The organism is Pseudomonas bohemica (assembly GCF_002934685.1).
Classification (GTDB): domain Bacteria; phylum Pseudomonadota; class Gammaproteobacteria; order Pseudomonadales; family Pseudomonadaceae; genus Aquipseudomonas; species Aquipseudomonas bohemica.
The window spans coordinates 218,260-242,840 of record NZ_NKHL01000118.1 but is presented as its reverse complement, the minus strand read 5'-3'; the positions used below and the strand labels follow the sequence as shown (position 1 = coordinate 242,840).

Sequence of the window (24,581 nt, the reverse complement as noted above, 5' to 3'; positions counted from 1 at the left end):
TTGGAGCGGGAAACGAGACTCGAACTCGCGACCCCGACCTTGGCAAGGTCGTGCTCTACCAACTGAGCTATTCCCGCAATATGGCGTCCCCTAGGGGACTCGAACCCCTGTTACCGCCGTGAAAGGGCGGTGTCCTAGGCCACTAGACGAAGGGGACACTGCCTGAAACACCATGGTGTTGTGTTTCAGTTCCAGAAGCACATCCGAAGATGCTTTCTGGTTTCACTCAACCTCACTTCAGGTCAAAGCCCTTGAGCAAAGCTGCTTAAAATTGGAGCGGGAAACGAGACTCGAACTCGCGACCCCGACCTTGGCAAGGTCGTGCTCTACCAACTGAGCTATTCCCGCATTGGCGTCCCCTAGGGGACTCGAACCCCTGTTACCGCCGTGAAAGGGCGGTGTCCTAGGCCACTAGACGAAGGGGACACGCTACAACATTCACTCTTTGCCACGCTTCGCTGTGTGCTTTACGCTGCAAGTGGCGCGCATTCTATGGATGGTTGAAGAGGTCGTCAACCCCCCAATGAAAATTTATTCAAATCAATGACTTCGCCCTCTATTTCAGCGATCGACGGCCGATACCGATGTAGGCCAAAGCGCTTCTATATAGAGTGGCGCGACCAGCGCCCTTCCCGTGCCAGTGCTTAGCCACTACACTCGGCGCAAAATTAACTGATCGAGGTTTGTACGGTGACCCCACTCATTATCACCCTGTTGGTTGTAGCAGGCATCGTACTCCTGATCGCGATCGGCTATCTGAATCACGTTGCCGAAGCCAGGAAGGTGGAGCGCGCTCGCACGCTGGTCGAACTCAACGATCGCCTGCGCCGCTGCAGCGAGCTTTCGGAAACCTTCCCCGGCCAGTTGATGAGCCCGGCGCTCAAACTGTTGCTGGTGCGCCTTGAGCTGAACGTGATCAAGCGTCTGGTTGCGCTGGAGAGAAGAAACAACCCCAGCGTCCAGGAACGCGAAACCGAACTCGAAGCGCTGGTTGCCCAAGGAGACAACATCAAGGTCAACAACCCGGTCAGCCCTATCCAGACCGAAGCCAAGGCCAAGGATGTGCGCTTTCTGCTGGAGGCGATGCATGGCCAGGTGACCCGCGCAGCCCACGACGGATTCCTGCAGACCGCCGAAGCCAAGCACTGGATTCGCGAAATCCGCAACATACTGGTGCTGCTGCACATCGAATTCTTCAACAATCTGGGACAGCAGGCGCTTAACCAGGAACAGCCTGGTCAGGCGCGCCTGGCTTTTGAACGCGGTGTGCAATATCTGAAGAACCAGGCCGAACCTGCGCCATGGAAAACCCATCTGCAGGCGATGGAGCGTCAGCTGGCCCGCGCCAATGCCATGGTGCTGGACACCATCGCCCCGACCGAAGAGGACAACAACGAGTTGACCGAAGGCCTGAAAGTGGTCGAAGCCGACGCCGAATGGAAGAAAAAAGCCATCTACGATTGATGGTTTTTTCTCAAGACAGGCCCTGATGAGGCATCAGGGCATCACCTCAGCAATCGGTGGCCTTGAGAAAAATCGCCACCAACGCCTCGATCCCCGCCTGATCCGCTTCGCTGAAACGCGCAAGACTCGGACTGTCCAGATCCAGCACGCCAATCAAACGGCCTTCCTTGACCAACGGCACGACCAGTTCGCTGTTGGAGGCGCTGTCGCAAGCGATGTGCCCCGGGAACTCGTGCACATCCAGCACGCGCTGGGTCTCGCGGTTTTGCGCGGCAGTCCCGCAGACGCCCTTGCCGAATGGAATCCGTACGCAGGCGATCTGCCCTTGAAACGGCCCCAGCACCAGCTCCTCGTTGCGATTGAGGTAGAAGCCGGCCCAGTTCAGGTCGTCGAGCTGGGTATAAAGAAACGCCGAAAACTGCGCCGCATTGGCGATGAAATCGCGTTCGTCAGCCAACAAGGATTCAAGCTGCGCGGTCAGCAGATGGTAGCCATCGAGGCCCTCACCTGCTGCTTTCAAATCGATCATGGGTGTTGCTCCAGCATTTTCAAACCAACCCAGTAACGAGCGAACTGATAGGCACAGCGGCCATTGCGGTTGCCGCGCCCGGTCGCCCAGCGAATCGCCAGGATGTCGAACTCATGATCACGCTGCCACTGCAACCCGGCTTTGGCCGCCAGCTCGCCGACCCAGTGTTCCACCACATTCAGGAAGTGCTCCTGGGTAAATGGATAAAAAGACAGCCACAGGCCGAAACGGTCGGACAAGGCGATCTTGTCCTCGACCGCTTCGCTTGGATGAATCTCGCCGTCGTCGCCGCGTTGCCAGTGGGCATTGTCGCTTTCCTTTTCCGGCACCAGGTGACGGCGGTTGGAGGTGGCGTACAACAGCACGTTATCCGGGGCCTGTTCCAGCGAGCCGTCGAGCACGCTTTTCAACACGCGGTAATCGCCTTCGCCGGACTCGAACGACAGGTCATCGCAGAACAGCACGAAGCGTTGCGGCAGCTTTTGCAATTGCTCGACCACCCGTGGCAGATCGCCCAGATGATCGCGCTCGATCTCGATCAGTCGCAGACCGGCCTTGGCATGCTCGGCGAGCAGTGCGCGAACCAGCGATGATTTGCCGGTACCGCGCGAACCCCAGAGCAACGCGTGGTTGGCAGGCAGACCGTCGATGAACTGCTGAGTATTGCGACCCAGCTGCGAGCGCTGCTGATCGACACCGATCAGGTCAGACAAGCGCATGTCCAGCGTCACCTCAAGCGGCATCAGATAACCCACGCGCCCCTCGCGCACCCAGCGCGCAGCCAGCGATTTATCCCAATCCACCGGCTCACGCAGAGCGGGCAAAAGAGGCTCAAGTCGCGCCAGAACCGACTCGGCGCGTTCCAGAAATGCGTTCAACCGAGAATCCACGATTTCTCCTTGATTTAACTGATTAAAGCCTGTGTGCATTCAGCTATGCTTGGCCCGCGATGGACACAAGACGTGCAAGTGGCCAATGGACAAAGTGCCCTATGGATATACGAATCACCCACCGCCTGTCGTACAAACAGGCCCGTTTGACCGTTCTGCTCGGCTTCCTCTTGGGAACCCTGTTCAGCCTGGTGCAAATTGCGATCGATTATGCCAGCGAAGATGCCTCTATCGATCGTGAAATTCGCTCTTTGCTGCAAATCAGTCACAACCCCGCTTCGCGCATCGCCTACAACATCGACGCTGAACTGGCGCAGGAGCTGACGTCAGGCCTGCTGCACTCCCCTGCTGTGGTCAGCGCGCGCCTGATCGACAACAACAACGTATTGCTGGCTGCAGTGTCACGGCAGCTGACCGAAAGTCCGTATCGCATGTTCAGCGACTCGCTGTTCGGCAAAAGCCGTCAGTTCGTGGACGTCCTGCATCTGGACCACATGCCCAACGAAGCCATCGGCACCCTGCAGCTGGACGTCGATACCTTCGCCTTTGGCAGCCACTTCCTGCAGCGCGCGGAGATCACACTGCTCAGCGGTTTTGCTCGCAGTCTGGTGTTTGCCGGAATTCTCATGGGGTTGTTTTATCTGACCCTGACCAAGCCGCTGACCGGCGTGATTCGGGCGTTGTCCAGCCGTGATTCGCGAAGTCCCACGCAAACGCCGTTGCCCTGCCCGCCTGGCCACGAGAACGATGAGATCGGTGTGCTGGTGCAGGTCACCAATCAACAATTCGATAACGTCGCCAGTGAATTCGGCCGTCGGCGGGCCGCTGAAAACCGTCTGACCGAGCACCTCAACGAACTGGAAAACGTGGTTTCAGCGCGCACTCAGGAGCTCAAGGCCAGCAACACGCGCCTCAGCCAGTCCAACGAAGAACTGCAGATCGCCCGCAGCACCGCGCTGGACATGGCTCACGCCCGTTCGGCGTTCCTGGCGCACATGAGTCACGAGATCCGCACGCCGCTCAACGGGCTGCTGGGCATGCTGGCATTGTCGCTGGATGGCCCGCTGAGTGCCGAACAGCGCCAGCAGCTGTCCATCGCTCATGACTCGGGCAAGGTGCTGGTGGAACTGCTCAACGACATCCTCGACCTGTCGAAATTCGACGCCGGGCAACTGGAGCTCGAACGCATCCCGTTCGATCTCGGGACTTTGATCGAAGACACCGCCAACCTGTTGTCGCAGAACGCCGCACCCAGTGTCGAACTGACCTGCCTGATCGACCCGCATTTTCCTGCGCTGGTACTGGGCGACCCGACACGGGTGCGGCAGATCGTCAGCAATCTGCTGTCCAACGCGCTCAAGTTCACCCGGGCAGGACGTGTCGACATTCGCTTGAGCCAGCAGAGCGAAATGGTCCGAATAGAGGTCTGCGACACCGGCATCGGCATCGCCCAGGAGGCCCAGGCGAAAATCTTCCAGCCGTTCACCCAGGCGGAAGCGGCTATCACCCGCCAGTACGGCGGCACCGGGCTGGGGCTGACATTGACGCACAACCTGTGCGAGGCCATGAACGGGCAGTTGAACATCGAGTCCACAGCGAGCGTGGGCAGCCGTTTCTACGCCGACCTGCCGCTGCCCGCCCATACGCCCGCGCCGGTTTGGTCTGCGCTCAAGGGCCGCGTGGTGGTGGTCAGCGCCAAGGACAGCGGACTGACGGAACTGTTGAGCCGACTCCTGCCTGAATGGGGCATCGACTATCGGCATTTTTTAGTCAATGATCCGCAGCCGCAGGTGCAGCCCGACCTGTTGATCACCGATTGTCCCGAATGCCTGGTCGGTATCCGCCCTGGCACGGGCATTCCCATCCTGCTGGTGACCGCCTACGGTAATTTCATGCCCAGCGAACAGGTGCTCATGCTGGCCCCGCTGGAACAACAGGCACGGCCGCTGTCACGCAGCGTTCTGCATCAGGCGCTGCAACGTATTTTGCGGATTGACGCCGCGCGCGACGGTACACGTCGGGCGAGTGTGGAACCTGTGGCCCACCGCGCGCGAATTCTGTTGGTGGAAGATAACCCCGTGAACCAGCTGGTGGCCAAGGGCATGCTCAGCAAGCTGGGTTGTGAAGTGGTGGTCACCAGCCACGGTGGCGAAGCGTTGCAGCAACTGGAACGCAGCCATTTCGATCTGGTGTTGATGGACTGCAACATGCCGGTGATGGACGGCTATGAGGCCACCCGCCTGATCCGCCAGAACGGCAAATGGGCGGACCTGCCCATCATCGCTCTCACTGCTAACGCCATGCCAGAAGAACGTGAGCGCTGCAAGAATGCGGGCATGAACGACTACCTGGCCAAGCCGTTTCATCGCGAGGAACTGATCAGCCTATTGGATCAGTGGACAACAGCCCCACGCCATAAGCCGCAGGCGACAAGTTGATCGGCGCCGCACAGACTTACCGCTTGCGGCTCGAAACCTGCCGCTGCTCTTACTTGAGCAACGCTTCGATATCCGACTTCAATTCCTCTGGCTTGGTCAGCGGCGCATAGCGCTTGACCAGCTTGCCATCCTTGCCGATGAGGAATTTGGTGAAGTTCCACTTGATGCGCTCCGAACCCAGCAAGCCCGGCGCCTGTTTCTTCAATTGCACGAACAGCGGATGGGCGCCGCTGCCGTTGACATCAATCTTCTTGAACAACGGAAAGCTCACCCCGTAGTTCAATTCGCAGAACTCGGAGATCGCACTTTCATTGCCCGGCTCCTGTTTGCCGAACTGGTTACACGGAAAGCCCAACACCATCAGCCCCCGATCCCTATAGCCCTGCCACAGCTCTTCGAGCCCCTTGTATTGCGGGGTGAAGCCACACTTGCTGGCAGTATTCACCACCAGGACCGCCTTGCCCGCATAGTCCGCGAGCGTCTTTTGCTCGCCGTTGATGGTCTGCACCGGGATGTTCAGCAAATTTTCGCTCATGGCGATGCCTCGAGAAGGATCAAACCGCCAAATTAGCGCGCCGTCGATTGGCGCGCCATCCGATCATGCACAGTGATAGCAAGACATCAGGCTTCGCGGGAAACCAGGTCCAGGCACACCGAGTTGATGCAGTAACGCAGGCCGGTGGGCGGCGGGCCATCGGGGAAGACGTGCCCCAGGTGTGCATCGCATTTGGCGCAGACGACCTCGGTGCGAATCATGCCGTGGCTGACGTCGCGGACCTCCACCACTGCGCTGCCTTCGATGGGCGCATAGAAACTCGGCCAGCCGCAGCCTGAATCGAATTTGGTGGTGGAATCGAACAGCGCCTCGTTGCAGCAGATGCAGTGATAGACGCCATCGGTCCTGGTGCTGTTGTATTTGCCGCTGAAGGGCCTTTCGGTGGCTTTGAGGCGACAGACATTGTATTGCTCCGGATCGAGCATCTGCTTCCATTCTTCGAGGGTTTTTTCCAGCTTTTCCACGGGTACACCTCCACAACTGAAAAAGCCCGAACTGTGTCTTTTCCACGGATCGGGTGGCACGTATGATTGCGCCTTCGTTAAACGTCAGTCTGTCACCCGCTTTAAATGCATACAAATCCATTTTGATGGCGTCATGCCCAGCGGTTCGCGTTCGTCATTTATAGCGGATCGTCCATTTTCGGGATCAATCACCATGCAGTTCAGCAAATCGAACAAGCTCGCCAACGTCTGCTACGACATTCGCGGGCCCGTGCTCAAGCACGCCAAGCGCCTGGAAGAGGAAGGCCACCGCATCCTCAAGCTGAACATCGGCAACCCGGCGCCGTTCGGTTTCGAGGCGCCGGACGAGATCCTGCAAGACGTGATTCGCAACCTCCCGACCGCCCAGGGCTACAGCGACTCCAAGGGCCTGTTCAGCGCGCGCAAGGCGGTGATGCAGTACTACCAGCAGAAGCAGGTCGAAGGTGTCGGCATCGAAGACATCTACCTGGGCAACGGTGTTTCCGAACTGATCGTGATGTCGATGCAGGCGTTGCTCAACAACGGTGATGAAGTGCTGGTACCTGCGCCGGATTACCCGCTGTGGACCGCCGCCGTGGCGCTGTCCGGTGGCAGCCCGGTGCATTATCTGTGCGATGAGCAGGCCAATTGGTGGCCGGATCTGGACGACATAAAAGCCAAGATCACGCCGAACACCAAGGCGATGGTGATCATCAACCCGAACAACCCGACCGGTGCCGTGTACTCCAAAGAAGTGCTACTGGGCATGCTGGAAATCGCTCGCCAGCATAATCTGGTGGTGTTCTCCGACGAGATCTACGACAAGATCCTGTACGACGACGCCGTGCACATCTGCACCGCTTCGCTGGCCCCGGACCTGCTGTGCCTGACCTTCAACGGTCTGTCCAAATCCTATCGCGTGGCGGGTTTCCGCTCCGGCTGGATCGCCATTTCCGGCCCGAAACACAATGCCCAGAGCTACATCGAAGGCATCGACATCCTGGCGAACATGCGCCTGTGCGCCAACGTACCGAGCCAGCATGCAATCCAGACCGCATTGGGTGGCTACCAGAGCATCAATGACCTGATCCTCCCGCCCGGCCGTCTGCTGGAACAGCGCAACCGTACCTGGGAACTGCTCAATGACATTCCCGGCGTCAGTTGCGTGAAGCCGATGGGCGCGCTGTATGCGTTCCCGCGGATCGACCCGAAAGTCTGCCCGATCCACAATGACGAGAAATTCGCGCTGGACCTGCTGCTTTCGGAAAAGCTGCTGATCGTGCAGGGTACCGCGTTCAACTGGCCGTGGCCGGACCATTTCCGCGTGGTGACCCTGCCGCGAGTCGATGATCTGGAACAGGCGATCGGTCGGATCGGCAGTTTCCTGAAGTCGTACAAGCAGTAATGTTGCTTCTGTAGGAGCGCTTGCCCGCGATTGCGATCTGTCAGCGACGTCTTGACACACCGCAATCGCGGGCAAGCGCGCTCCTGCAGGTTGTGATGACTCCGCATACACCAACCGCTCTGATCGCCCCCCCAATCGTCCACAATTCCCCAGGCCACGCAAAGCGACACAGTTTGAAATAGTCGCCCGGTTGAATACCCACCGACATCACCTTATATACCCCGCAACACGTTACACATTCTTCACGAGGAGAAATTCCACACCATGATGCGCATCTTGCTGTTTTTGGCCACTAACCTTGCGGTCGTGCTGATTGCCAGCATCACCTTGAGCCTGTTTGGCTTCAACGGGTTCATGGCGGCCAACGGGGTTGACCTCAACCTCAATCAGCTGCTGATTTTCTGCGCCATATTCGGTTTCGCCGGCTCGCTGTTCTCGCTGTTCATCTCCAAGTGGATGGCGAAGATGAGCACCGGGACCCAGATCATCACCCAACCCCGCACCCGTCATGAGCAATGGCTGCTCCAGACCGTGGAACAACTGTCCCGCGAGGCTGGCATCAAGATGCCGGAAGTCGGGATTTTCCCGGCGTACGAAGCCAACGCCTTCGCCACCGGCTGGAACAAGAACGACGCCCTGGTGGCTGTCAGTCAGGGTCTGCTGGAGCGTTTCTCGCCCGATGAGGTGAAAGCGGTTCTGGCTCACGAAATCGGCCACGTATCCAACGGCGACATGGTCACCCTGGCGCTGGTTCAGGGCGTGGTGAACACCTTCGTCATGTTCTTCGCCCGGATCATCGGCAACTTCGTCGACAAAGTGATTTTCAAGAATGAAGAAGGCCGGGGTATCGCGTTCTACATTGCGACCATCTTTGCCGAAATCGTGCTTGGCTTCCTGGCCAGCGCCATCGTCATGTGGTTCTCGCGCAAACGTGAATACCGCGCCGACGACGCGGGTGCCCGTCTGGCCGGTACTGGTGCGATGATCAGCGCCTTGCAGCGCCTGCGTTCGGAACAGGGCGTGCCGGTGCAGATGCCGGAAAGCCTGACGGCATTTGGCATCAACGGCGGCTTGAAGCACGGTCTGGCAGGCCTGTTCATGAGCCACCCGGCGCTGGAAGACCGTATCGAGGCGCTGCGCCGCCGCGGTTGATCCCCGAACGGCAGTTACAAGAAAGGGCGACAGGAGTCGCCCTTTTCTTTTGCCTGTAAAAACAGTGATCTCTCAGGCTGAACGCTCGCACAGGGCAGGCGCGGCTTTCCGAGATCGGCGTTACCGCCGAAACATCCGATACGCATACTCCATCAACCGCGTAGCGCCGGCCTGCTTGAACTTGGCGCTCTTTTCCAGCACATCCCACTCACCTACGCTATTGAGCCGCCACTGGGGAGACAGCAGCTGCAGGACCTCGTCTTCATCCACTGAAAACGGCGGGCCGGCGACTTGGGACTGATCGTAATCCAGGGTAATAAGTAGACCGCGCGAATCCTCGGCCATCAGGCGATTGAGCTGTTCGACATACCGCCAACGCATCTCCGCAGGCATCGCAATCATCGCGGCGCGGTCGTAAAACGCGGTGCATTCGCCGATGTCCCTGGCTTTGAGAGCGAAGAAGTCACCACACCAGATCTCGCACTCTCCATGGCGGTAGACTTTGAACGGGCCGCGCTCTTCTATCTCGGGCGTCAGCCCACCTTCGCTGAACCAGGCGGCAACGGCGATTTCCGAAAGCTCAGCCCCCACCACATGAAGGCCCTGGAGCAAGAGCCAGCGCATGTCGATGGTTTTTCCACACAGGGGCACGAACACCCGCTCGCGGGGCTTGACTGCCAGCTCGGGCCACAACTTGACAAGATACGGATTCACTTCTGACTGATTGAAGCCAATCTGATTGATCGCCCAGCGCTCATGCCAAAATCGCGGCTCCATAAATGCTCCTGATATTTCGATCAAACGGCACGAAAACTTATATTAGATTTAGATCAATGATCTGGCTGATCATGAGCCCTATCTTATACGCTCAGGACGCCTGACATGTTCCCTAGCCTGTTCATTTCTCATGGCTCACCCATGCTTGCGCTGGAGCCCGGCGCCAGCGGCCCTGCCTTCGCACGGCTGGCTGCCGAACTGCCACGGCCGAAGGCGATCGTGATCGTTTCGGCGCACTGGGAAAGTAACGAGCTGCTGGTCAATGGCAACCCACAGCCGGAAACCTGGCATGACTTTGGTGGTTTTCCCGCCGAGCTCTTCGCTATGCAATACCCAGCGCCGGGTCAGCCAGAGTTGACCCGACACGTGATGGAATTGCTGGCCGCCGCCGACCTGTCCGCGCGCATTGACACCCGCCGCCCGTTCGACCACGGGGTCTGGGTGCCGCTGTCGTTGATGTATCCGCAGGCGGATATTCCGATCGTGCAGGTTTCCCTACCGACACGCATGGGACCCGCCCTGCAAACCCGTGTGGGTCATGCGTTGAGCGTTTTGCGCGAGGAAGACGTGCTGATCATTGGCTCCGGAAGCATCACCCACAATCTGCGCGAGCTGGATTGGCACGCCGGGCCCGAGAGCATCGAGCCTTGGGCGTTGGCATTCCGGGACTGGATGGTGGAGAAACTCGCAGCCAACGATGAGGAGGCACTGCACGACTATCGCCGCCAAGCCCCCGATGCGGTTCGCAATCACCCGTCTGACGAGCACTTGTTGCCGCTGTATTTCGCGCGCGGCGCCGGGGGTAAATTCAGCGTGGCGCACCAGGGCTTCACCATGGGTGCGTTGGGGATGGATATTTACCGCTTTGGTTGAGGGCTTTTCTTCTGAATTTGTGCCGACGCTAAGGATGACTAGATCCTGATAGCAGTCCGGCTTGCGGCGATGGGGAGTTCGAAGACACTACCGCCGGTAAGCCGGACTGCTACCAGGATAGGCGCTTGCCACCAAACCCCGGCCCAAAAAAAATCCCCGAACCAGTCGGGGATTTTTTTGTTCAGACGATCAGCTCAGCCGATCAGTCTTCGCGATAGCGACGCAGTTTCAGCTGCTTGCCGGCAACGCGGGTGTCTTTCAGCTTGGCCAGCAGACGCTCGAGGCCATCTTCCGGCAGCTCGACGAGGCTGAAGCTGTCACGCACCTGGATGCGACCGATCGCTTCGCGAGCCAGACCACCTTCGTTGAGGATGGCGCCGAGCAGGTTCTTGGCAGCGATACCGTCACGCGCGCCCAGCGCGGTACGGCAACGAGCGCGGCCTTCCGCCAGCGGCATCGGAGCACGACGTTCACGGTCACCACGATCAGGACGGTCACCCGATGGACGATCGGTACGATCACCACGCGGCGCGCTGTTCGGCACCAGTGGACGCTCTTTCTCGATGGCAGCCAGGGTCAGGGCCTGACCGTTGGTCGCTTTACGCAGCAACGCAGCAGCCAGCGCACGCGGAGTACAACCGATGTCGGCAGTCAGACGGTCCAGCAGATCGCCATGGCTCGCCTCGGCATCGGCAACCAGCGGCGCCAGGCTGTTGGTCAACTTCTTGATGCGGGCATCGAGAACGGCTTGGGAGTCCGGCAGGCGAACTTCGGCGACCTTCTGACCAGTCACACGCTCGATCACTTGTAGCATGCGGCGCTCACGTGGAGTCACCAGCAACAGTGCACGACCCTCGCGACCTGCACGACCGGTACGGCCGATACGGTGAACGTAGGACTCAGGGTCGTACGGCATGTCCACGTTGAACACGTGAGTGATGCGCGGAACGTCCAGACCACGGGCAGCGACGTCGGTCGCGACGACGATGTCCAGACGGCCATCTTTCAGCGAGTCGATGACGCGCTCACGCTGGTTCTGGGCGATGTCGCCGTTCAGCGCAGCGGCCTTGTAGCCCTTGGCTTCCAGGGCGCTTGCCAGGTCCAGAGTGGCCTGCTTGGTACGTACGAACATGATCAGGGCGTCGAAATCTTCGACTTCCAGCAGGCTCAGAACGGCAGAGGTCTTCTGGTCAGCGTGAACCAGCAGGTGAGCCTGCTCGATCGCGGTAACGGTCTGGGTCTTGCTCTGGATCTTGACGTGTTTCGGGTCTTTCAGGTGACGCTCGGCAATCGCGCGGATCGACTGCGGCAGCGTGGCCGAGAAGAGTACGGTCTGGCGGGTTTCCGGCATGGCCTTGAAGATGACTTCCAGGTCGTCCATGAAACCGAGCTTGAGCATTTCGTCCGCTTCGTCGAGAACCAGGTGGTTCACGGTCGCCAGGACTTTTTCGTCACGACGCAGGTGGTCGCACAGACGGCCCGGGGTAGCGACGACGATTTGAGCACCGTTGCGGATGGCTTTGAGCTGCGGGCCCATCGGCGCGCCGCCGTAGACAGCCACGACAGTCACGCCCGGCATTTGCTTGGCGTAGGTTTCGAAGGCAGTGGCCACTTGCAGGGCCAGTTCGCGGGTCGGCGCGAGGATCAGCGCTTGCGGTTCGCGCTTGGCCGGGTCGATGCGGCTCAGGATCGGCAGTGCGAAGGCCGCGGTTTTACCGGTACCTGTCTGCGCCTGACCGATCATGTCGTGACCGGCAAGAATAATCGGGATCGATTGCTGCTGAATGGCCGAAGGCTCTTCGTAGCCGGTAGCGATAACGGCTGCAACAATATTCGGATGAAGGTCGAGAGCGGCGAAGCCGCCGGTTTCCTGGGTCATGGGTCTGCCTCTGAGTGCATCCGCAAAGACCCATGCTTCAAAGCTGCGCGTGCCGTGTAAGACCCTAGAGTCACCCTGGCTGCTTTGTCGGCGGGGATTTGCGAAAACGTATTGATGAATGGATCGTCAAGGATAGTTCGTGTGGGAACCAGCTTGCGAAGAAGGCTTCGCAAACCCATACCGTGACGAGGGCCCTATGAAAGGCCGGCGCGCACTATACCGGAATTGCCGGAAAAAGTGAGGATTTTTTTCAGTTAAAGAACACCTTACGTCCATCTGACACAGGTTTTGCGCAAACCTGTGTCTGTGTCTATTTTTCAAGAGCCCGGTATTACTGGCGGCGGGAGCTTAAACGATTCACTTCATCAGTCAGGCAGCCCACACCCTCCACTCCTCCTCAGCACGCAGGATTATCGACATGACCTCTTCGATCAAAGGCCACGTCAGCCGGGAACAACGCGGCCCCATCATGCTCATCGGACTGGACCGCGTGGCCAAGCGCAACGCTTTCGACATGGAAATGCTCAATCAACTGAGCCTTGCGTACGGTGAGTTCGAGCGCAACGAACAGGCCCGGGTAGCGGTGGTGTTCGCTCACGGAGACATTTCACCGGCGGCCTGGACATGGCCGAGACCGGCTCGACCCTGGTCAACGGCTGGCAACTGCCCCAAGGCGGCTACGACCCGTGGGGCGTTTTCGCAGGGCCTCGGGTCACCAAACCAGTGATCGTCGCAGTGCAGGGCTACTGCCTGACGCTGGGCATCGAACTGATGCTGGCGGCCGACATCAACCTGTGCGCGAGCAACGCACGCTTTTCGCAGATCGAAGTCCAGCGCGGCTTGTTCGCGTTTGGCGGGGCGACGTTGCGCATGCAGCAGATCGCCGGCTGGGGCAACGCGATGCGCTGGCTGCTGACCGGCGACGAGTTCGACGCTCACGAGGCATTGCGCATGGGGCTGGTGCAGGAAGTCATGGCCTACGAAGACCTGCTGCCGTGCGCGCTGCATCTGGCGGGTCGCATTGCCGAGCGGGCGCCCCTGGGCGTCAAGGCCACGCTTGCCTCGGCACGTCAGGCCGTGCGCGAGGGCGAAGATGCGGCGGCGTTGCAATTACCGGCGCAGATGAAGCAAGTGATGTCCAGCGAGGATGCCAAGGAAGGCCTGCGCGCCTGGATCGAAGGCAGGCCGGCGCAGTTCACGGGTCAATGACCAACGCCGTTCAGGTCGCCGGGCGCACCGCCTTGATCAGCGGCAACAGTGAATACCCCAGTTTCGGCGAGAGGGCTTCAGCGCGCTCGATCAGCGCCTGCATGTCCAGTGTCTGATCCAGATCGGCGGGCACGATGAGGATCACGTTGCCCTCCTTCACCGGCAGCTCCCAGTAGTGCCGGTGATACAGGCCACGCAGCAACGCTGCACCCAGCGGCTTGCCATCGTCGGAGGCCCATTGGTTGATGATCAGCCAGCCGCCGGGGTTCAGGCGCTGCTGGCATTTTTCCAGAAAGCCCCACGCCAGATGCCCTACCGCCGGACCGGTGTCGGTGTAAAGGTCGACGAAGATCAGGTCGGCGCTTTCCGCTGTGGGCAGCAATTCCAACGCATCGCCGATGCGGATGTAGAGTCGCGGATCGTCTGACAGGCCCATGTACTCCATGGCCAGACGCGGCACGTCCGGGCGCAGTTCGATGGCTTCGACGTCGTCGAGCGGCAGAAATTTCAGGCATGCCTGGGTCAGCGTACCGGCGCCGAGCCCCATGAACAGCGCGCTTTCGGGCGCCGCGTGGCACAGTGCGCCGATGAGCATGGCGCGGGTGTAGTCATATTCCAGCCACGCCGGATCGGCCGTGAACGTGCAGCTCTGCTCGATGGCGTCGCCGAACTCCAGGAAGCGGTAGTCCTCCACTTCCAGTACGCGGATCATCCCGAAGTCATCATGGACTTCAGCCAGCACGCGCTCTACACGCTCCTCGGTCATTACTGCTCTCTCGATAAATCCTGATGGCGCGCGGATTGTCGGCCAGGCGCCCCTGCAGGTCACGCAAATTATCGAAATGAACTGCTAACATGGCCGTCCGATTGCCCTGAATTAGAGTTCACCATGAGCCAACCCTGGAGCCCCGACAGCTGGCGGAGTCTGCCTATCCAGCAACAACCCCAATACCCCGACGCCTCGCACGTACAGCGGGTAGAACAGACGCTGGCCGGTTATCCGCCGCTGGTGTTTGCCGGTGAAGCGCGCGAACTGCGTCGCCAGTTCGCCGAGGTGACCGAGGGTCGGGCGTTCCTGTTGCAAGGTGGCGATTGCGCCGAGAGCTTCGTCGAATTCTCCGCCGCGAAGATCCGCGACACCTTCAAAGTGTTGCTGCAGATGGCAATCGTCATGACCTTCGCCGCAGGCTGCCCGGTGGTCAAGGTCGGGCGCATGGCCGGTCAGTTCGCCAAGCCGCGCTCTTCCAATGACGAAACCGTGGACGGCGTGACCTTGCCCGCCTACCGTGGCGACATCGTCAACGGTATCGGTTTCGATGAGAAAAGCCGCGTGCCTGACCCCGATCGCCTGCTGCAGGCCTACCACCAGTCCACCGCGACCCTGAACCTGCTGCGTGCGTTCGCCCAAGGCGGGTTTGCCGATCTGCATCAGGTGCACCAGTGGAACCTGGACTTCATCGCCGGCTCTGCCCTCTCGGAAAAGTACAGCCAGCTTGCCGACCGCATCGATGAAACCCTGGCCTTCATGCGCGCCTGTGGCATGGACACCTCGCCGCAACTGCGCGAGACCAGTTTCTTCACCGCCCACGAAGCCCTGCTGCTCAACTACGAAGAAGCCTTCGTGCGTCGCGACAGCCTGACCAACGATTTCTACGATTGCTCGGCGCACATGCTGTGGATCGGCGACCGCACCCGTCAGCTGGACGGCGCTCACGTCGAATTCTTGCGCGGGGTGAAAAACCCGATCGGCGTGAAAGTCGGACCGAGCATGAACACCGACGATCTGATTCGCCTGATCGACATTCTCAACCCGGATAACGACCCGGGACGCCTGAACCTGATCGCGCGGATGGGCGCGAACAAGGTCGGCGATCATTTGCCGGGGCTGATTCGTGCGGTAGAGCGCGAAGGCAAGAAGGTGCTGTGGAGTTCGGACCCGATGCATGGCAATACGATCAAGGCCAGCAGCGGCTACAAGACCCGCGACTTTGCGCAGATTCTTGGCGAGGTGAAGCAGTTCTTCCAGGTGCATCAGGCCGAAGGTACGTACGCGGGTGGCATCCACATCGAGATGACCGGACAGAACGTCACCGAATGCATCGGCGGCGCACGTCCGATTACCGAAGACGGCTTGTCGGACCGCTACCACACTCACTGTGACCCGCGGATGAACGCCGATCAGTCCCTTGAGCTGGCGTTTTTGATTGCTGAGACGTTGAAGCAGGTGCGGCGTTGAAATTGCAGGAGCGCGCTTGCCCGCGAAAAATTCAGCGGGCCACCTATCAATGCCGGCGGTAGCAACCTATCGCGGGCAAGCGCGCTCCCACGGGTTCACTGCCGAGCCGTGCCGTGGCGCCGGGTTCACAGGTGATGCAGGCCATGGCTTACAAACGCCAGTCGTAATCTTGCCGCACTGGCGCGCTGGCAATTGATCAGCACTTGCGGCAATCCGAGCCAATCCGCCAGCTGCCGTAAATTGACAGCCAGCGCGTGCATCCCCTCCTCGTCCAACCTCGGCTCCTCTTCATGCACGGCATGTACCGCCAGCCGCCCTGCGGCCCGTTCGGCCCGCAGGTCGATTCGCGCGGCAATGCATTCATGGTGCAGAAACGGCAACACGTAGTAGCCGTAAATGCGCTTGTGAGCCGGGGTATAGATTTCGAGACGGTAGTGGAAGTCGAACAACCGCTCGGTGCGCGCCCGCTCCCAGATCAGCGAATCGAAGGGCGACAACAAGGCACTGGCAGTGATTTTTCGCGGCACTTTGAATTGCGGCAGGGCATACGCGGGCTGTTTCCAGCCTTGCACCTGAACCCGCTCGATCGCGCCCTGCTCCAACAGTTCTGCCAGCCCTGCCTTGGCCGGCGCCGGGTCCTGGCGGAAGTAATCGCGAATGTCCTTCTCGGTGCCGACGCCCAGTGCCTTGACCGCATGCAACAGCAGATCGCGTTGGGCGTCGGCTTCGCTCAACGCCGGGTGATTGATGATGGCGGACGGCAGTACTCGCTCCGGCAAGTCATACAGCCGCTCGAAGCCCCGGCGCCCGGCGACTGTCACTTCCCCGGCGGCAAACAGCCATTCCAGAGCAATCTTTTCCGCGCTCCAGTCCCACCATGGCCCCGCGCGCTCCTGACGCGTATTGAGCGTGCCCGCCCCCAGCGCCCCCTGCTCACGAACGGCCTGCAACACGCGGGCAATCGTCGTTTGCTGTTCACGACCGAATTTGGCCATCCCCTGATAGATGCCTTGTCCCTGAGACGCCCGCTGCATGCGCCAGCGCATCAGCGGATACAATTCGACCGGCAGCAACGACGCCTCATGTCCCCAGTATTCGAAGAGTTTGCGTTGCCGCCCCTGACTCCACGCGGCCTGATCCAGCAGCTTTTGCGAGTAGTTGCCCAGGCGTGAATACAAAGGCAGGTAGTGCGAACGCACCAGCGCGTTGACCGAATCGATCTGCAGCACGCCGAGGCGCTCGATCAGTTGCGTGACATGTCGGGAAGTGATCATCGCAGGCGGCTGACGACCATTGAAACCCTGGGCCGACAGCGTCAGACGACGGGCCTGTTTGATGGATATTTTTTGTTGGATGGGCAGTTCTGCGGGCATTCGGGACCTCCTGGTCGAACCGCAAAACTACCTGATCCCACTCTGCAGGTGTAGCTGCACGGCTTGCGGGCTGTCGTGCGTGCAACGACGCTACCGCCCGCAAGCCCTGCAGCTACGACACCTCACACTCAGTGCTTCATCGGATCGTCCCAGAACGGCCGCTCGGTTTCCTGGTAGACATCGGCGCGGCTCAGGCCAATGTCCCTGAGCGCATCATCGCTGAGGCTGCCCAGTTCTATACGCTGGCGGTACACCTTGCGCCAGCGAGCGATACGCGCGATGACAGCGCGCCAGCCGCGTTCGACGACCGAGTGGCGGGACAGGGTTTTCAATACAAGCACATAGCCTTTTTGACCTTTCATCATCTTGCCCTCCAAGTGGGATGGCTAGATTCTCTGCCCGGCCTTAAGATCAATCCAGCGAATGTTTCTGATGCACTGCATCTGGGAGATTGATGCAATGGTCACCTATCCAAGTATTGACAGCGAACTGCTGCGCACTTTCGTCGCCATCGCCGATCAGGGCGGTTTCACCAGGGCAGGCGAAGTCGTGAACCGCACCCAATCAGCGGTCAGCATGCAGATGAAGCGCCTGGAAGATGACGTGGTCCAGCGCCCGCTTTTCCAGAAAGACGGCCGAGTGCTGAACCTGACTGCCGAGGGCCAGGTGCTGCTGGGTTACGCCCGGCGCATCCTCAAACTGCACAGCGAGGTGTTCAACACTCTGCGCCAGCCGCACATGATCGGCACAGTGAAGATCGGCACACCGGACGATTACGTCATGCGCTTTCTGCCGGGCATCCTCTCGCGTTTCGCCCAAGCCTATCCGTTGATTCAGATAGAGGTGCATTGCGAGTCATCGGCGCAACTGCTGCAACGTCAGGACCTGGATCTGAGCATCGTCACACGCGAGCCGGGCAAGGAAATCGGACAGATCCTGCGTCAAGAGCGCTTCGTATGGGCAGAGGCTTTGGGGTTCTGCCCGCATGAACAAACGCCGATTCCGCTGGCGATGTTCAACAGTGACTGTTTCTGCCGGTTGTGGGCGAGCAATGCACTGGATGCGTCAGGTCGTGAATATCGAATGGCGTACACCAGCGCCAGTCTGGCGGCGATCATGGCGGTGGTGAGCGCGGGCCTGGCGGTGACCGCTCAACTTGAGAGCTTGATTACCCCGGATTTGCGCGTTCTCGGTGAAGCTGAAGGGCTGCCATCGCTGCCCTCGGCCAGCATCGTCCTGCTGCGTAACCCGAACAATCCGTCGCCGATCACCGAGTGTCTGGCCGATCACATCGCCGAGGGTTTCAAGCTCTAGGATTCGTCAGATCCTGAAGCACAGCATGATCGCGCACAGCACCAGGAACACACAGAACAGCGAACGCAGCAGGCGCTCGGGCATGCTATGGGCCAGCGCCACGCCCCAACTGATACTGGCCAGGCCACCGATCGCCAGCGGGATGCCCATCAGCCAGTCAACGTGGCCGTGCAGCGCGTAGGTTGTCATGGTGATGACCGTGGCAGGCGCGGCCAACGCCAATGCCAAGCCTTGGGCAGCCACCTGGGTCGCGCCGAAGATGCCGGTCAGAATCGGCGTCGCGATCACCCCACCGCCCACGCCGAACATACCCGCCGTAACACCGGAACCCAGGCCCAGCACCCATAGCCATTTGCCGTGGCGCAACTCGGCGCCGGCGTTGCCTTTGCGCCAGTACATCTGGATCAGGTTGAACAGCGTTAGCACGATGAGGAAGCCGACGAAACCGATGCGCATGCTTTGGGCCTCGATTCGCACTGCCCACAACGATGTCAGCCACGAGACCGTGAAGCTCGGCACGATCAGCATCATCGCGTTGCGTACGGAAATCCGGTTGCGCTGGTTGTAGCGCCATAACGCCAGCAGCACGTTGGGCAACACCATCAGCAGCGCCGTGCCCTGAGCCAGCTGTTGATCCAGGCCGAACAGCACCCCCAGAGCAGGAATCGCTACCAGGCCGCCACCAATTCCGAACAGCCCGCCCAGGGTGCCCATGGCCGCGCCAAGCAGCAGATACATCACGACATCAACGATCACACCCGGTCCTCTATTCGATCCTGCGCGCATGCTACGCAGTCAGACGGGTCGAGGAAATCCGCAGAACGTCGATACCATTAACGAATCGTGATGAGTCGATTCACGAATCGTGTTTCATACCTCAGCGGCTCGCGTGGACTGACGATAGACAGCAACTGTGCAGTGATCACCGAAATTATCTGGTGCATTAAAGATCAGAGCACTAAATTAGCCATCCATCCGATTCACCGAGGACCTTCCCATGAACGCCGACGATAGCTCCACCACCGCTGGCGCTGGCAGTTGCGAAAACCTGCTGCTGGATAACCAGTTGTGTTTCGCCCTGTATTCCACGTCATTGATGATGACCAAGGTGTACAAGCCCCTGCTTCAGGCGTTGAACCTGACCTATCCACAGTATCTGGCCATGCTGGTGTTGTGGGAAGGCGATGGTCTGACGGTAGGAGAAGTCAGCGTGCGCTTGCTGACCGATCCTGGTTCCTTGACCCCGCTGCTCAAGCGCCTGGAAGCCGAGGGCCTGATCAGCCGGACCCGCAGCAAGGAAGACGAGCGCGTGGTGCTGCTGCACCTCACCGAGCAAGGTAAAGCGCTGCACAAGAAGGCGCAGGACATCCCGCAGTGCATCCTTGCGGCAAGCGGGATCACGGTCGAGCAGCTAAAAGCGTTGCAAAAAGATCTGCTGGGGCTGCGCGGGAATCTGCACGACAGCCTCTGACGCCCTCCTCCCTTCGACCCATGCCAGCCTTCGTTGCTGGCGTTCTTTTTTCAGAAACTCGTCTTGCGCCACCTGACGCGACATTGTTCTGTAGCAACCCGGCTTACCCGCGGTGGCGCCCTGGAATCGCTTCCGCCGGCATCCGCGTCGCTACAGGGGATCGCGCGTTCGAGGGAAAACGGCTCAAGCTACAAAATTTTTTATCCAACCAAATCAAAAAGTTGAAGTAGTGCTGGTTCCCGCATCCAGAATTTTCATAAATTTAACTTGCACACTAAATATTAGCGCAGTACATTCTTCCCGACTTGCTTAGCGCACAAACATTTTGCGCAAAGCCAAATCGACTTCATCCAACATCATCAAGTGAGGAAATATCATGCAAGCTCTCTATACCGCAGTCGTAACCGCAACCGGTGGCCGTGATGGCCGTGCTGTTTCCAGCGACAAGATTCTCGACGTGAAACTGGCTACCCCGAAAGGCCTGGGCGGCGCTGGCGGTGAAGCGACCAACCCCGAGCAACTGTTCGCAGCCGGCTACTCGGCCTGCTTCATCGGCGCGCTGAAATTCGTCGCCGGCCAAAGCAAGCGCAGCATCCCTGCCGACGCTTCGATCACGGCCCATGTCGGCATCGGCCAGATCCCTGGCGGTTTTGGTCTGGACATCGATCTGAACATCAGCCTGCCGGGCCTTGACCAAGCCGATGCGCAAGCGCTGGCCGACGCGGCTCACCTGGTCTGCCCTTACTCCAACGCCACCCGCGGCAACGTTGACGTACGTCTGCACGTCACTGTCTAGCCCAAAGGCCACTAACCCAAAGGGGGCTAACCTGATGCCCCCAGGCTCAGGAGAAGAACATGAACACATTCGGCAAGATTCTGGCTGGCTCGCTCCTCGCTCTGTCCATCGGCAACGCATTCGCAGCGACCGACACGGGCGTAGAGCACAACACTCAAGCGTTTCTGGATGCCCTGAACGCCGGCACCGGCAAACCCATCGAGCAGCTGTCGCCCAAAGATGCACGGGCCGTGCTGACCGGCGCTCAGGCGGGGGTCAAGTTGACGCTGCCAAAAGCCGATGTCAGCCAGAAGACCATTTCGGTCGACGGCCAGAGCATCAGCTTGACCATCGTGCGTCCGGCTGGCGTCAAAGGCACCTTGCCGGTGTTCATGTACTTCCACGGCGGCGGCTGGGTGTTGGGCGATTACCCGACCCACGAGCGTCTGGTGCGCGATCTGGTAGAGGGGTCCGGTGCGGTGGCGGTGTTCGTCAACTACACCCCTTCACCTGAAGCGCACTACCCGACGGCGATCAACCAGGCCTATGCGGCGACCAAATGGGTGGCTGAACACGGCAAGCAAATCAACGTCGATGGCAAGCGCCTGGCGGTGGCGGGTAACAGCGTCGGCGGCAACATGGCGGCGGTTGTCAGCCTGATGGCCAAAGACAAAGGCACTCCGGCGATTCGCTACCAGGTGCTGCTGTGGCCTGTGACCGACGCCAACTTCGATACCGGCTCTTATGACCAGTTCGCCGAGGGTCACTTCCTCACCCGCAACATGATGAAGTGGTTCTGGGACAACTACACCACCGATCCGAAGCAACGCGCCGAAATCTACGCCTCGCCGCTGCGTGCTACCACCGATCAGTTGAAGGGCCTGCCCCCGGCGCTGGTGCAGACTGCCGGTGCCGACGTGCTGCGCGACGAAGGCGAAGCCTACGCCCGCAAGCTGGATCAGGCGGGAGTGCCGGTGACCGCGGTTCGTTACAACGGCATGATTCACGACTATGGGCTGCTGAACGTGGTCAGCCAAGTGCCGGAAGTGCGCTCGGCAATGCTGCAGGCGTCGCAGGAACTGAAGGCTCACTTGAAGTAAGCACCGGATACGTCGGATGGCTCTTTGTCGATCCCTCCGACTTCATCGCAGGCAAGCGCGCTCCTACGGGAACTGCCTGCTCTGCGGCAGTCTGGCTTGCCGGCGGTGACGCACTCAAGATCGCTGCCGCCTTCAATCCATCGCAGAACCTGCAGGAGACGTCACAGGTTACGACGACAGCGTACGCGGTGGATCAGACGGCATTGAGGGGGATGACCCACCGCTTTCGCCGGCAAGCCGGCCTACAATGAACGTGTTTTAGTCTGTTCAAGCACGAAAAAGCCCGACTCAATGGTCGGGCTTTTTCGTATCCGGGGTTACAAAAGCAGTGCTTACTTAGCACGACCTTTGTAGGAACCGCCTTCACGGGTATCGATCTCGATCATGTCGCCGATTTCGATGAAGTCAGCAACGCTCAGCTCGGTGCCGTTTTTCAGCTTGGCTGGCTTCATGACTTTGCCCGAAGTGTCGCCGCGCGCGGAACCTTCGGTGTAGTCGACCTGACGCACGATGGTGGTCGGCAGCTCTACGGAAACCAGACGATCTTCGAAGAAAACGGCTTCGCAGACGTCAGTCATGCCTTCTTCGACGAAAGGCAGAACGGCTTCGATGTCTTCGGCGTTCAGTTCGTACATGGTGTAGTCAGTGGTGTCCATGAACGTGTAGGAGTCACCGCTGATGAAAGACAGGGTGGCTTCCTTACGGTCCAGGATCACATCGTCCAGCTTGTCGTCGGCGCTGTAGACGGTTTCAGTCTTGTAGCCGGTCAGCAGGTTTTTCAGCTTGGTCTTCATGATCGCGCTGTTACGGCCCGACTTGGTGAACTCGGCTTTCTGAACCAGCCAAGGATCGTTGTCGATACGGATCACGGTGCCGGGTTTAAGCTCTTTACCAGTTTTCATTACGAGTATCCGAATTTGGATTGAAGTTCTTTCTAAGCCCTGTACGAAAAGCCACTTTTCGTACAGGGCTTAATACAAGGCCGCGTATCATATCCAATTTCGGTAAAACTGTACCAGCGCAGTCGTCAGATCGTCCTGCAAGGCCCGTTCCAGACACCAGCGTTCGGCATGGCGGGTCAGCTCGTCGCGGTGTTTTTCCAGCGCGCTCCAGCTTTGGGTCATGTCCTGTCCGGCATTCCAGTTGCGCCAGACCTGAGTCAAGGACTGCCCCGCATCCTCGGACAAACCTGCCAGATACAACTCCAGAAACGCATCGAGTTTGGCCCAGTGGGCGTCGTCGTCCTGCTCGTAGATGTGCCAGATCAGCGGTCGTCCGGCCCATTGCCCGCGCACGAACGAGTCCTCACCGCGCACCACGTTGAAGGCGCAGCACCAGAGCAACAGGTCGTAGTCTTTCTGACGAACGAATGGCAGCACCTGAATCGTCAAATCGCCGCGCACATGCACTGCACCCGCCCGCAAGCCGTCAACCCCGAGCCAGCGCTCGACATCGCTGATGATGCGCCCTTCCGGCACCAGCAGATGCGTGGGCTGCGCGTCCTGGACTGAAGAGTGAGCCTGAGAGTGGGCCAGGCAATCCAGCCACGAACCCAGGCCGGCGTGTTCGTAGGCGAACAATGAAATCAGACGCGCGTCAGCTTGTGGATAAATCCCAAGATCAGCGAGAAACGCCTGTCTGGCCGTCGGATTCTGCTCGAAGGCATGGCGACGGTCGATCAGCCCTGCCTCCCGCAGCAGCCCGCCGGTGGAGGGTCTGAATCCCGGAAAGAAGAAGAACTTTTGAATACCACTCGATTGCAGCGACGGCAGGCCGTGACAACCGGTGACCCATTCCTCGGCGCTCAGGTATTCCAGGTTCAGCCACAAGGGACGTGGGTTTCGCGCTTTCATCGCTTCTATATAGGCAGGTGGCAGGCGGCAGGCGAAGGCCTCGATAACCACATCGGCGGGTTCGGCAGGCTGCCAGTCCCCGGGCCAGAAACACACCTGGACCCCGTCATGCCACTGCAGCTCGGCCTTTGCATCTGCGCCGGGGCACAGGCGCACGAACGCCGACAGATCGTCGACCCACAGGCGCACCTTCATATCGTGCTCGGCGACCAGCTGTCGGGCCAGGCGAAAGGTCACACCCACGTCGCCGAAGTTATCCACAGCGGTACAGAAAATATCCCAAGAGGCTTTCATCCGGACTCCTGAGGACGTTCAAAAAAGCGGATTGTCCTCCATAACGACGCACAATCACCAGCCCCGGTCGTGCGACAATCCGCGCCATCGACACTGTGCAAGTCAGGAGTCTGCTATGTACGTCACTCGTCGCGAACTGTCTTTGAGAGTCCAACCCGTGAAGCTGGCGGTATCCATCGCCGCTGGCATCTGGCTGGGTTTTCTGGCGGTGCTGCTCACCGTGTGGTTGGTCTACAAAGCGCTGCCTGCCGAGCAGCCGCAAGCGTTGAACAACGCCGCCGCGCAACTGACGGCGCCGCCCGCAGCCAAGGCCAGGCCGGAAAGTGACAACTCGATGTTCGATCAGTATCGGCAGATCTTGCGCGACAGCGAGGCACGTCAGGCCCAGGAAGCCGAACAGGCCGACCGGCAGCGCAGCTTCAACGGCCCCAAATGCCAGTTCTGGATGCAGCAGAACCAGACCGCGCCGAGCGAGAAAAGCCGCGCCGCGATCTACCAGTTCTGCGGCTGAATCCCTTGACGAGACACA

23 protein-coding genes, 4 tRNA genes and 1 pseudogene are annotated in these 24,581 nt (G+C 59.7%); 12 read left to right on the top strand and 16 right to left on the bottom strand.

What is annotated here, in order from left to right; genetic code table 11:
- Nucleotide 1: 1 nt before the first annotated feature.
- The 4 genes from CE491_RS24070 to CE491_RS24055 form a co-directional block, all read right to left on the bottom strand.
- Nucleotides 2–77, bottom strand: a tRNA-Gly gene (locus tag CE491_RS24070).
- A gap of 4 nt (nt 78–81) precedes the next feature.
- Nucleotides 82–157 (bottom strand) — tRNA-Glu (locus tag CE491_RS24065).
- Nucleotides 158–272: 115 nt separating this feature from the next.
- A tRNA-Gly gene (locus CE491_RS24060) sits at nt 273–348 on the bottom strand.
- 2 nt (nt 349–350) lie between these two features.
- Nucleotides 351–426 (bottom strand) — tRNA-Glu (locus tag CE491_RS24055).
- A gap of 264 nt (nt 427–690) precedes the next feature.
- Here CE491_RS24055 and CE491_RS24050 point away from each other — a divergent pair.
- The gene (locus tag CE491_RS24050) at nt 691–1,464 is read left to right on the top strand and encodes a hypothetical protein (protein WP_110950822.1); all 774 of its coding nucleotides are present in this window, start codon (nt 691–693) and stop codon (nt 1,462–1,464) included.
- A 46-nt stretch (nt 1,465–1,510) separates the two neighbouring features.
- Here the strand turns inward: CE491_RS24050 and CE491_RS24045 are convergent, their stop codons facing one another.
- Both CE491_RS24045 and CE491_RS24040 read right to left on the bottom strand, forming a co-directional pair.
- The gene (locus tag CE491_RS24045; protein ID WP_110950821.1) at nt 1,511–1,993 is read right to left on the bottom strand and encodes a GAF domain-containing protein; all 483 of its coding nucleotides are present in this window, start codon (nt 1,991–1,993) and stop codon (nt 1,511–1,513) included.
- Nucleotides 1,990–2,883 (bottom strand): ATP-binding protein, encoded by an 894-nt coding sequence (locus CE491_RS24040; RefSeq protein WP_110950820.1) that lies wholly within the window; start codon nt 2,881–2,883, stop codon nt 1,990–1,992. The genes CE491_RS24045 and CE491_RS24040 overlap by 4 nt, the downstream gene beginning before the upstream one ends.
- Nucleotides 2,884–2,984: 101 nt before the next feature.
- Between CE491_RS24040 and CE491_RS24035 the strand changes: the two genes are divergently transcribed.
- Complete coding sequence (locus CE491_RS24035; RefSeq protein ID WP_110950819.1) at nt 2,985–5,321, top strand: hybrid sensor histidine kinase/response regulator; 2,337 nt, start codon at nt 2,985–2,987, stop codon at nt 5,319–5,321.
- A gap of 49 nt (nt 5,322–5,370) precedes the next feature.
- On the opposite strand, the gene CE491_RS24030 is transcribed toward CE491_RS24035, so the two are convergent.
- Both CE491_RS24030 and msrB read right to left on the bottom strand, forming a co-directional pair.
- The gene (locus CE491_RS24030) at nt 5,371–5,856 is read right to left on the bottom strand and encodes a glutathione peroxidase (protein WP_110950818.1); all 486 of its coding nucleotides are present in this window, start codon (nt 5,854–5,856) and stop codon (nt 5,371–5,373) included.
- 86 nt (nt 5,857–5,942) lie between these two features.
- Nucleotides 5,943–6,341 (bottom strand): peptide-methionine (R)-S-oxide reductase MsrB, encoded by a 399-nt coding sequence (msrB, locus tag CE491_RS24025; protein WP_110950817.1) that lies wholly within the window; start codon nt 6,339–6,341, stop codon nt 5,943–5,945.
- 193 nt (nt 6,342–6,534) lie between these two features.
- Between msrB and CE491_RS24020 the strand changes: the two genes are divergently transcribed.
- Together CE491_RS24020 and htpX are read left to right on the top strand one after the other, a co-directional pair.
- On the top strand, nt 6,535–7,746 hold the full coding sequence (locus CE491_RS24020) for a pyridoxal phosphate-dependent aminotransferase (RefSeq protein ID WP_110950816.1): 1,212 nt from the start codon (nt 6,535–6,537) through the stop codon (nt 7,744–7,746).
- Nucleotides 7,747–8,010: 264 nt separating this feature from the next.
- Entirely contained in the window at nt 8,011–8,898 is an 888-nt protein-coding gene (gene htpX, locus CE491_RS24015) for a protease HtpX (protein WP_110950815.1), read from the top strand.
- 120 nt (nt 8,899–9,018) lie between these two features.
- Here the strand turns inward: htpX and CE491_RS24010 are convergent, their stop codons facing one another.
- A complete protein-coding gene (locus CE491_RS24010) occupies nt 9,019–9,675 on the bottom strand; it encodes a thiopurine S-methyltransferase (RefSeq protein ID WP_110950814.1) in 657 nt (218 codons plus the stop codon).
- Between the two features lie 105 nt (nt 9,676–9,780).
- Between CE491_RS24010 and CE491_RS24005 the strand changes: the two genes are divergently transcribed.
- The gene (locus CE491_RS24005; RefSeq protein WP_110950813.1) at nt 9,781–10,548 is read left to right on the top strand and encodes a DODA-type extradiol aromatic ring-opening family dioxygenase; all 768 of its coding nucleotides are present in this window, start codon (nt 9,781–9,783) and stop codon (nt 10,546–10,548) included.
- Nucleotides 10,549–10,750: 202 nt separating this feature from the next.
- On the opposite strand, the gene CE491_RS24000 is transcribed toward CE491_RS24005, so the two are convergent.
- A complete protein-coding gene (locus CE491_RS24000; RefSeq protein ID WP_110950812.1) occupies nt 10,751–12,427 on the bottom strand; it encodes a DEAD/DEAH box helicase in 1,677 nt (558 codons plus the stop codon).
- A gap of 418 nt (nt 12,428–12,845) precedes the next feature.
- Here CE491_RS24000 and CE491_RS23995 point away from each other — a divergent pair.
- A pseudogene (locus CE491_RS23995) lies at nt 12,846–13,636 on the top strand (crotonase/enoyl-CoA hydratase family protein).
- Between the two features lie 10 nt (nt 13,637–13,646).
- Here the strand turns inward: CE491_RS23995 and CE491_RS23990 are convergent.
- Nucleotides 13,647–14,402 (bottom strand): spermidine synthase, encoded by a 756-nt coding sequence (locus CE491_RS23990; RefSeq protein ID WP_110950811.1) that lies wholly within the window; start codon nt 14,400–14,402, stop codon nt 13,647–13,649.
- 123 nt (nt 14,403–14,525) lie between these two features.
- On the opposite strand from CE491_RS23990, the gene CE491_RS23985 reads away from it, so the two are divergent.
- Complete coding sequence (locus CE491_RS23985; protein ID WP_110950810.1) at nt 14,526–15,872, top strand: class II 3-deoxy-7-phosphoheptulonate synthase; 1,347 nt, start codon at nt 14,526–14,528, stop codon at nt 15,870–15,872.
- A gap of 125 nt (nt 15,873–15,997) precedes the next feature.
- On the opposite strand, the gene CE491_RS23980 is transcribed toward CE491_RS23985, so the two are convergent.
- Nucleotides 15,998–17,245, bottom strand: coding sequence for a winged helix-turn-helix domain-containing protein (locus CE491_RS23980; protein WP_110950809.1), 1,248 nt, complete (start codon nt 17,243–17,245; stop codon nt 15,998–16,000).
- Nucleotides 17,246–17,373: 128 nt separating this feature from the next.
- Nucleotides 17,374–17,607 carry a DUF1127 domain-containing protein gene (locus CE491_RS23975; RefSeq protein WP_110950887.1) on the bottom strand — a complete coding sequence of 78 codons (234 nt, stop codon included), beginning with the start codon at nt 17,605–17,607 and terminating at the stop codon, nt 17,374–17,376.
- A gap of 97 nt (nt 17,608–17,704) precedes the next feature.
- Between CE491_RS23975 and CE491_RS23970 the strand changes: the two genes are divergently transcribed.
- Nucleotides 17,705–18,559, top strand: a complete 855-nt coding sequence (locus tag CE491_RS23970; RefSeq protein WP_199885237.1) for a LysR substrate-binding domain-containing protein — start codon at nt 17,705–17,707, stop codon at nt 18,557–18,559.
- A gap of 6 nt (nt 18,560–18,565) precedes the next feature.
- On the opposite strand, the gene CE491_RS23965 is transcribed toward CE491_RS23970, so the two are convergent.
- Nucleotides 18,566–19,297: a sulfite exporter TauE/SafE family protein gene (locus CE491_RS23965; protein ID WP_110950886.1), complete on the bottom strand. Its 732-nt coding sequence runs from the start codon at nt 19,295–19,297 to the stop codon at nt 18,566–18,568.
- A gap of 259 nt (nt 19,298–19,556) precedes the next feature.
- Between CE491_RS23965 and CE491_RS23960 the strand changes: the two genes are divergently transcribed.
- The 3 genes from CE491_RS23960 to CE491_RS23950 all read left to right on the top strand — a co-directional run bounded on the left by CE491_RS23960 (nt 19,557) and on the right by CE491_RS23950 (nt 21,905).
- Nucleotides 19,557–20,030 carry a MarR family winged helix-turn-helix transcriptional regulator gene (locus tag CE491_RS23960; RefSeq protein ID WP_110950807.1) on the top strand — a complete coding sequence of 158 codons (474 nt, stop codon included), beginning with the start codon at nt 19,557–19,559 and terminating at the stop codon, nt 20,028–20,030.
- Nucleotides 20,031–20,406: 376 nt separating this feature from the next.
- Complete coding sequence (locus CE491_RS23955; RefSeq protein WP_110950806.1) at nt 20,407–20,826, top strand: organic hydroperoxide resistance protein; 420 nt, start codon at nt 20,407–20,409, stop codon at nt 20,824–20,826.
- A gap of 59 nt (nt 20,827–20,885) precedes the next feature.
- On the top strand, nt 20,886–21,905 hold the full coding sequence (locus tag CE491_RS23950) for an alpha/beta hydrolase (protein ID WP_110950805.1): 1,020 nt from the start codon (nt 20,886–20,888) through the stop codon (nt 21,903–21,905).
- 332 nt (nt 21,906–22,237) lie between these two features.
- On the opposite strand, the gene CE491_RS23945 is transcribed toward CE491_RS23950, so the two are convergent.
- Nucleotides 22,238–22,807: an elongation factor P gene (locus CE491_RS23945; protein WP_017125860.1), complete on the bottom strand. Its 570-nt coding sequence runs from the start codon at nt 22,805–22,807 to the stop codon at nt 22,238–22,240.
- 87 nt (nt 22,808–22,894) lie between these two features.
- Nucleotides 22,895–24,052, bottom strand: a complete 1,158-nt coding sequence (gene earP / locus CE491_RS23940; RefSeq protein WP_110950804.1) for an elongation factor P maturation arginine rhamnosyltransferase EarP — start codon at nt 24,050–24,052, stop codon at nt 22,895–22,897.
- Nucleotides 24,053–24,167: 115 nt separating this feature from the next.
- On the opposite strand from earP, the gene CE491_RS23935 reads away from it, so the two are divergent.
- Nucleotides 24,168–24,563 (top strand): hypothetical protein, encoded by a 396-nt coding sequence (locus CE491_RS23935; RefSeq protein WP_110950803.1) that lies wholly within the window; start codon nt 24,168–24,170, stop codon nt 24,561–24,563.
- Nucleotides 24,564–24,581 lie beyond the last annotated feature (18 nt).

Excerpts from the sequence above, each read along its gene's own strand:
- CE491_RS23980 (WP_110950809.1), bottom strand. The coding sequence starts at position 17,245 with ATGCCCGCAGAACTGCCCATCCAACAAAAAATATCCATCAAACAGGCC.
- CE491_RS24005 (WP_110950813.1), top strand. The coding sequence starts at position 9,781 with ATGTTCCCTAGCCTGTTCATTTCTCATGGCTCACCCATGCTTGCGCTG.
- CE491_RS24010 (WP_110950814.1), bottom strand. The coding sequence starts at position 9,675 with ATGGAGCCGCGATTTTGGCATGAGCGCTGGGCGATCAATCAGATTGGC.
- CE491_RS23975 (WP_110950887.1), bottom strand. The coding sequence starts at position 17,607 with ATGAAAGGTCAAAAAGGCTATGTGCTTGTATTGAAAACCCTGTCCCGC.
- CE491_RS23960 (WP_110950807.1), top strand. The coding sequence starts at position 19,557 with ATGAACGCCGACGATAGCTCCACCACCGCTGGCGCTGGCAGTTGCGAA.
- CE491_RS23970 (WP_199885237.1), top strand. The coding sequence starts at position 17,705 with ATGGTCACCTATCCAAGTATTGACAGCGAACTGCTGCGCACTTTCGTC.
- CE491_RS23965 (WP_110950886.1), bottom strand. The coding sequence starts at position 19,297 with ATGTATCTGCTGCTTGGCGCGGCCATGGGCACCCTGGGCGGGCTGTTC.
- CE491_RS23935 (WP_110950803.1), top strand. The coding sequence starts at position 24,168 with ATGTACGTCACTCGTCGCGAACTGTCTTTGAGAGTCCAACCCGTGAAG.
- CE491_RS23990 (WP_110950811.1), bottom strand. The coding sequence starts at position 14,402 with ATGACCGAGGAGCGTGTAGAGCGCGTGCTGGCTGAAGTCCATGATGAC.
- CE491_RS24020 (WP_110950816.1), top strand. The coding sequence starts at position 6,535 with ATGCAGTTCAGCAAATCGAACAAGCTCGCCAACGTCTGCTACGACATT.
- CE491_RS23955 (WP_110950806.1), top strand. The coding sequence starts at position 20,407 with ATGCAAGCTCTCTATACCGCAGTCGTAACCGCAACCGGTGGCCGTGAT.
- CE491_RS23985 (WP_110950810.1), top strand. The coding sequence starts at position 14,526 with ATGAGCCAACCCTGGAGCCCCGACAGCTGGCGGAGTCTGCCTATCCAG.
- CE491_RS23950 (WP_110950805.1), top strand. The coding sequence starts at position 20,886 with ATGAACACATTCGGCAAGATTCTGGCTGGCTCGCTCCTCGCTCTGTCC.
- CE491_RS23945 (WP_017125860.1), bottom strand. The coding sequence starts at position 22,807 with ATGAAAACTGGTAAAGAGCTTAAACCCGGCACCGTGATCCGTATCGAC.
- CE491_RS24035 (WP_110950819.1), top strand. The coding sequence starts at position 2,985 with ATGGATATACGAATCACCCACCGCCTGTCGTACAAACAGGCCCGTTTG.
- CE491_RS24000 (WP_110950812.1), bottom strand. The coding sequence starts at position 12,427 with ATGACCCAGGAAACCGGCGGCTTCGCCGCTCTCGACCTTCATCCGAAT.
- htpX (WP_110950815.1), top strand. The coding sequence starts at position 8,011 with ATGATGCGCATCTTGCTGTTTTTGGCCACTAACCTTGCGGTCGTGCTG.
- CE491_RS24045 (WP_110950821.1), bottom strand. The coding sequence starts at position 1,993 with ATGATCGATTTGAAAGCAGCAGGTGAGGGCCTCGATGGCTACCATCTG.
- earP (WP_110950804.1), bottom strand. The coding sequence starts at position 24,052 with ATGAAAGCCTCTTGGGATATTTTCTGTACCGCTGTGGATAACTTCGGC.
- CE491_RS24030 (WP_110950818.1), bottom strand. The coding sequence starts at position 5,856 with ATGAGCGAAAATTTGCTGAACATCCCGGTGCAGACCATCAACGGCGAG.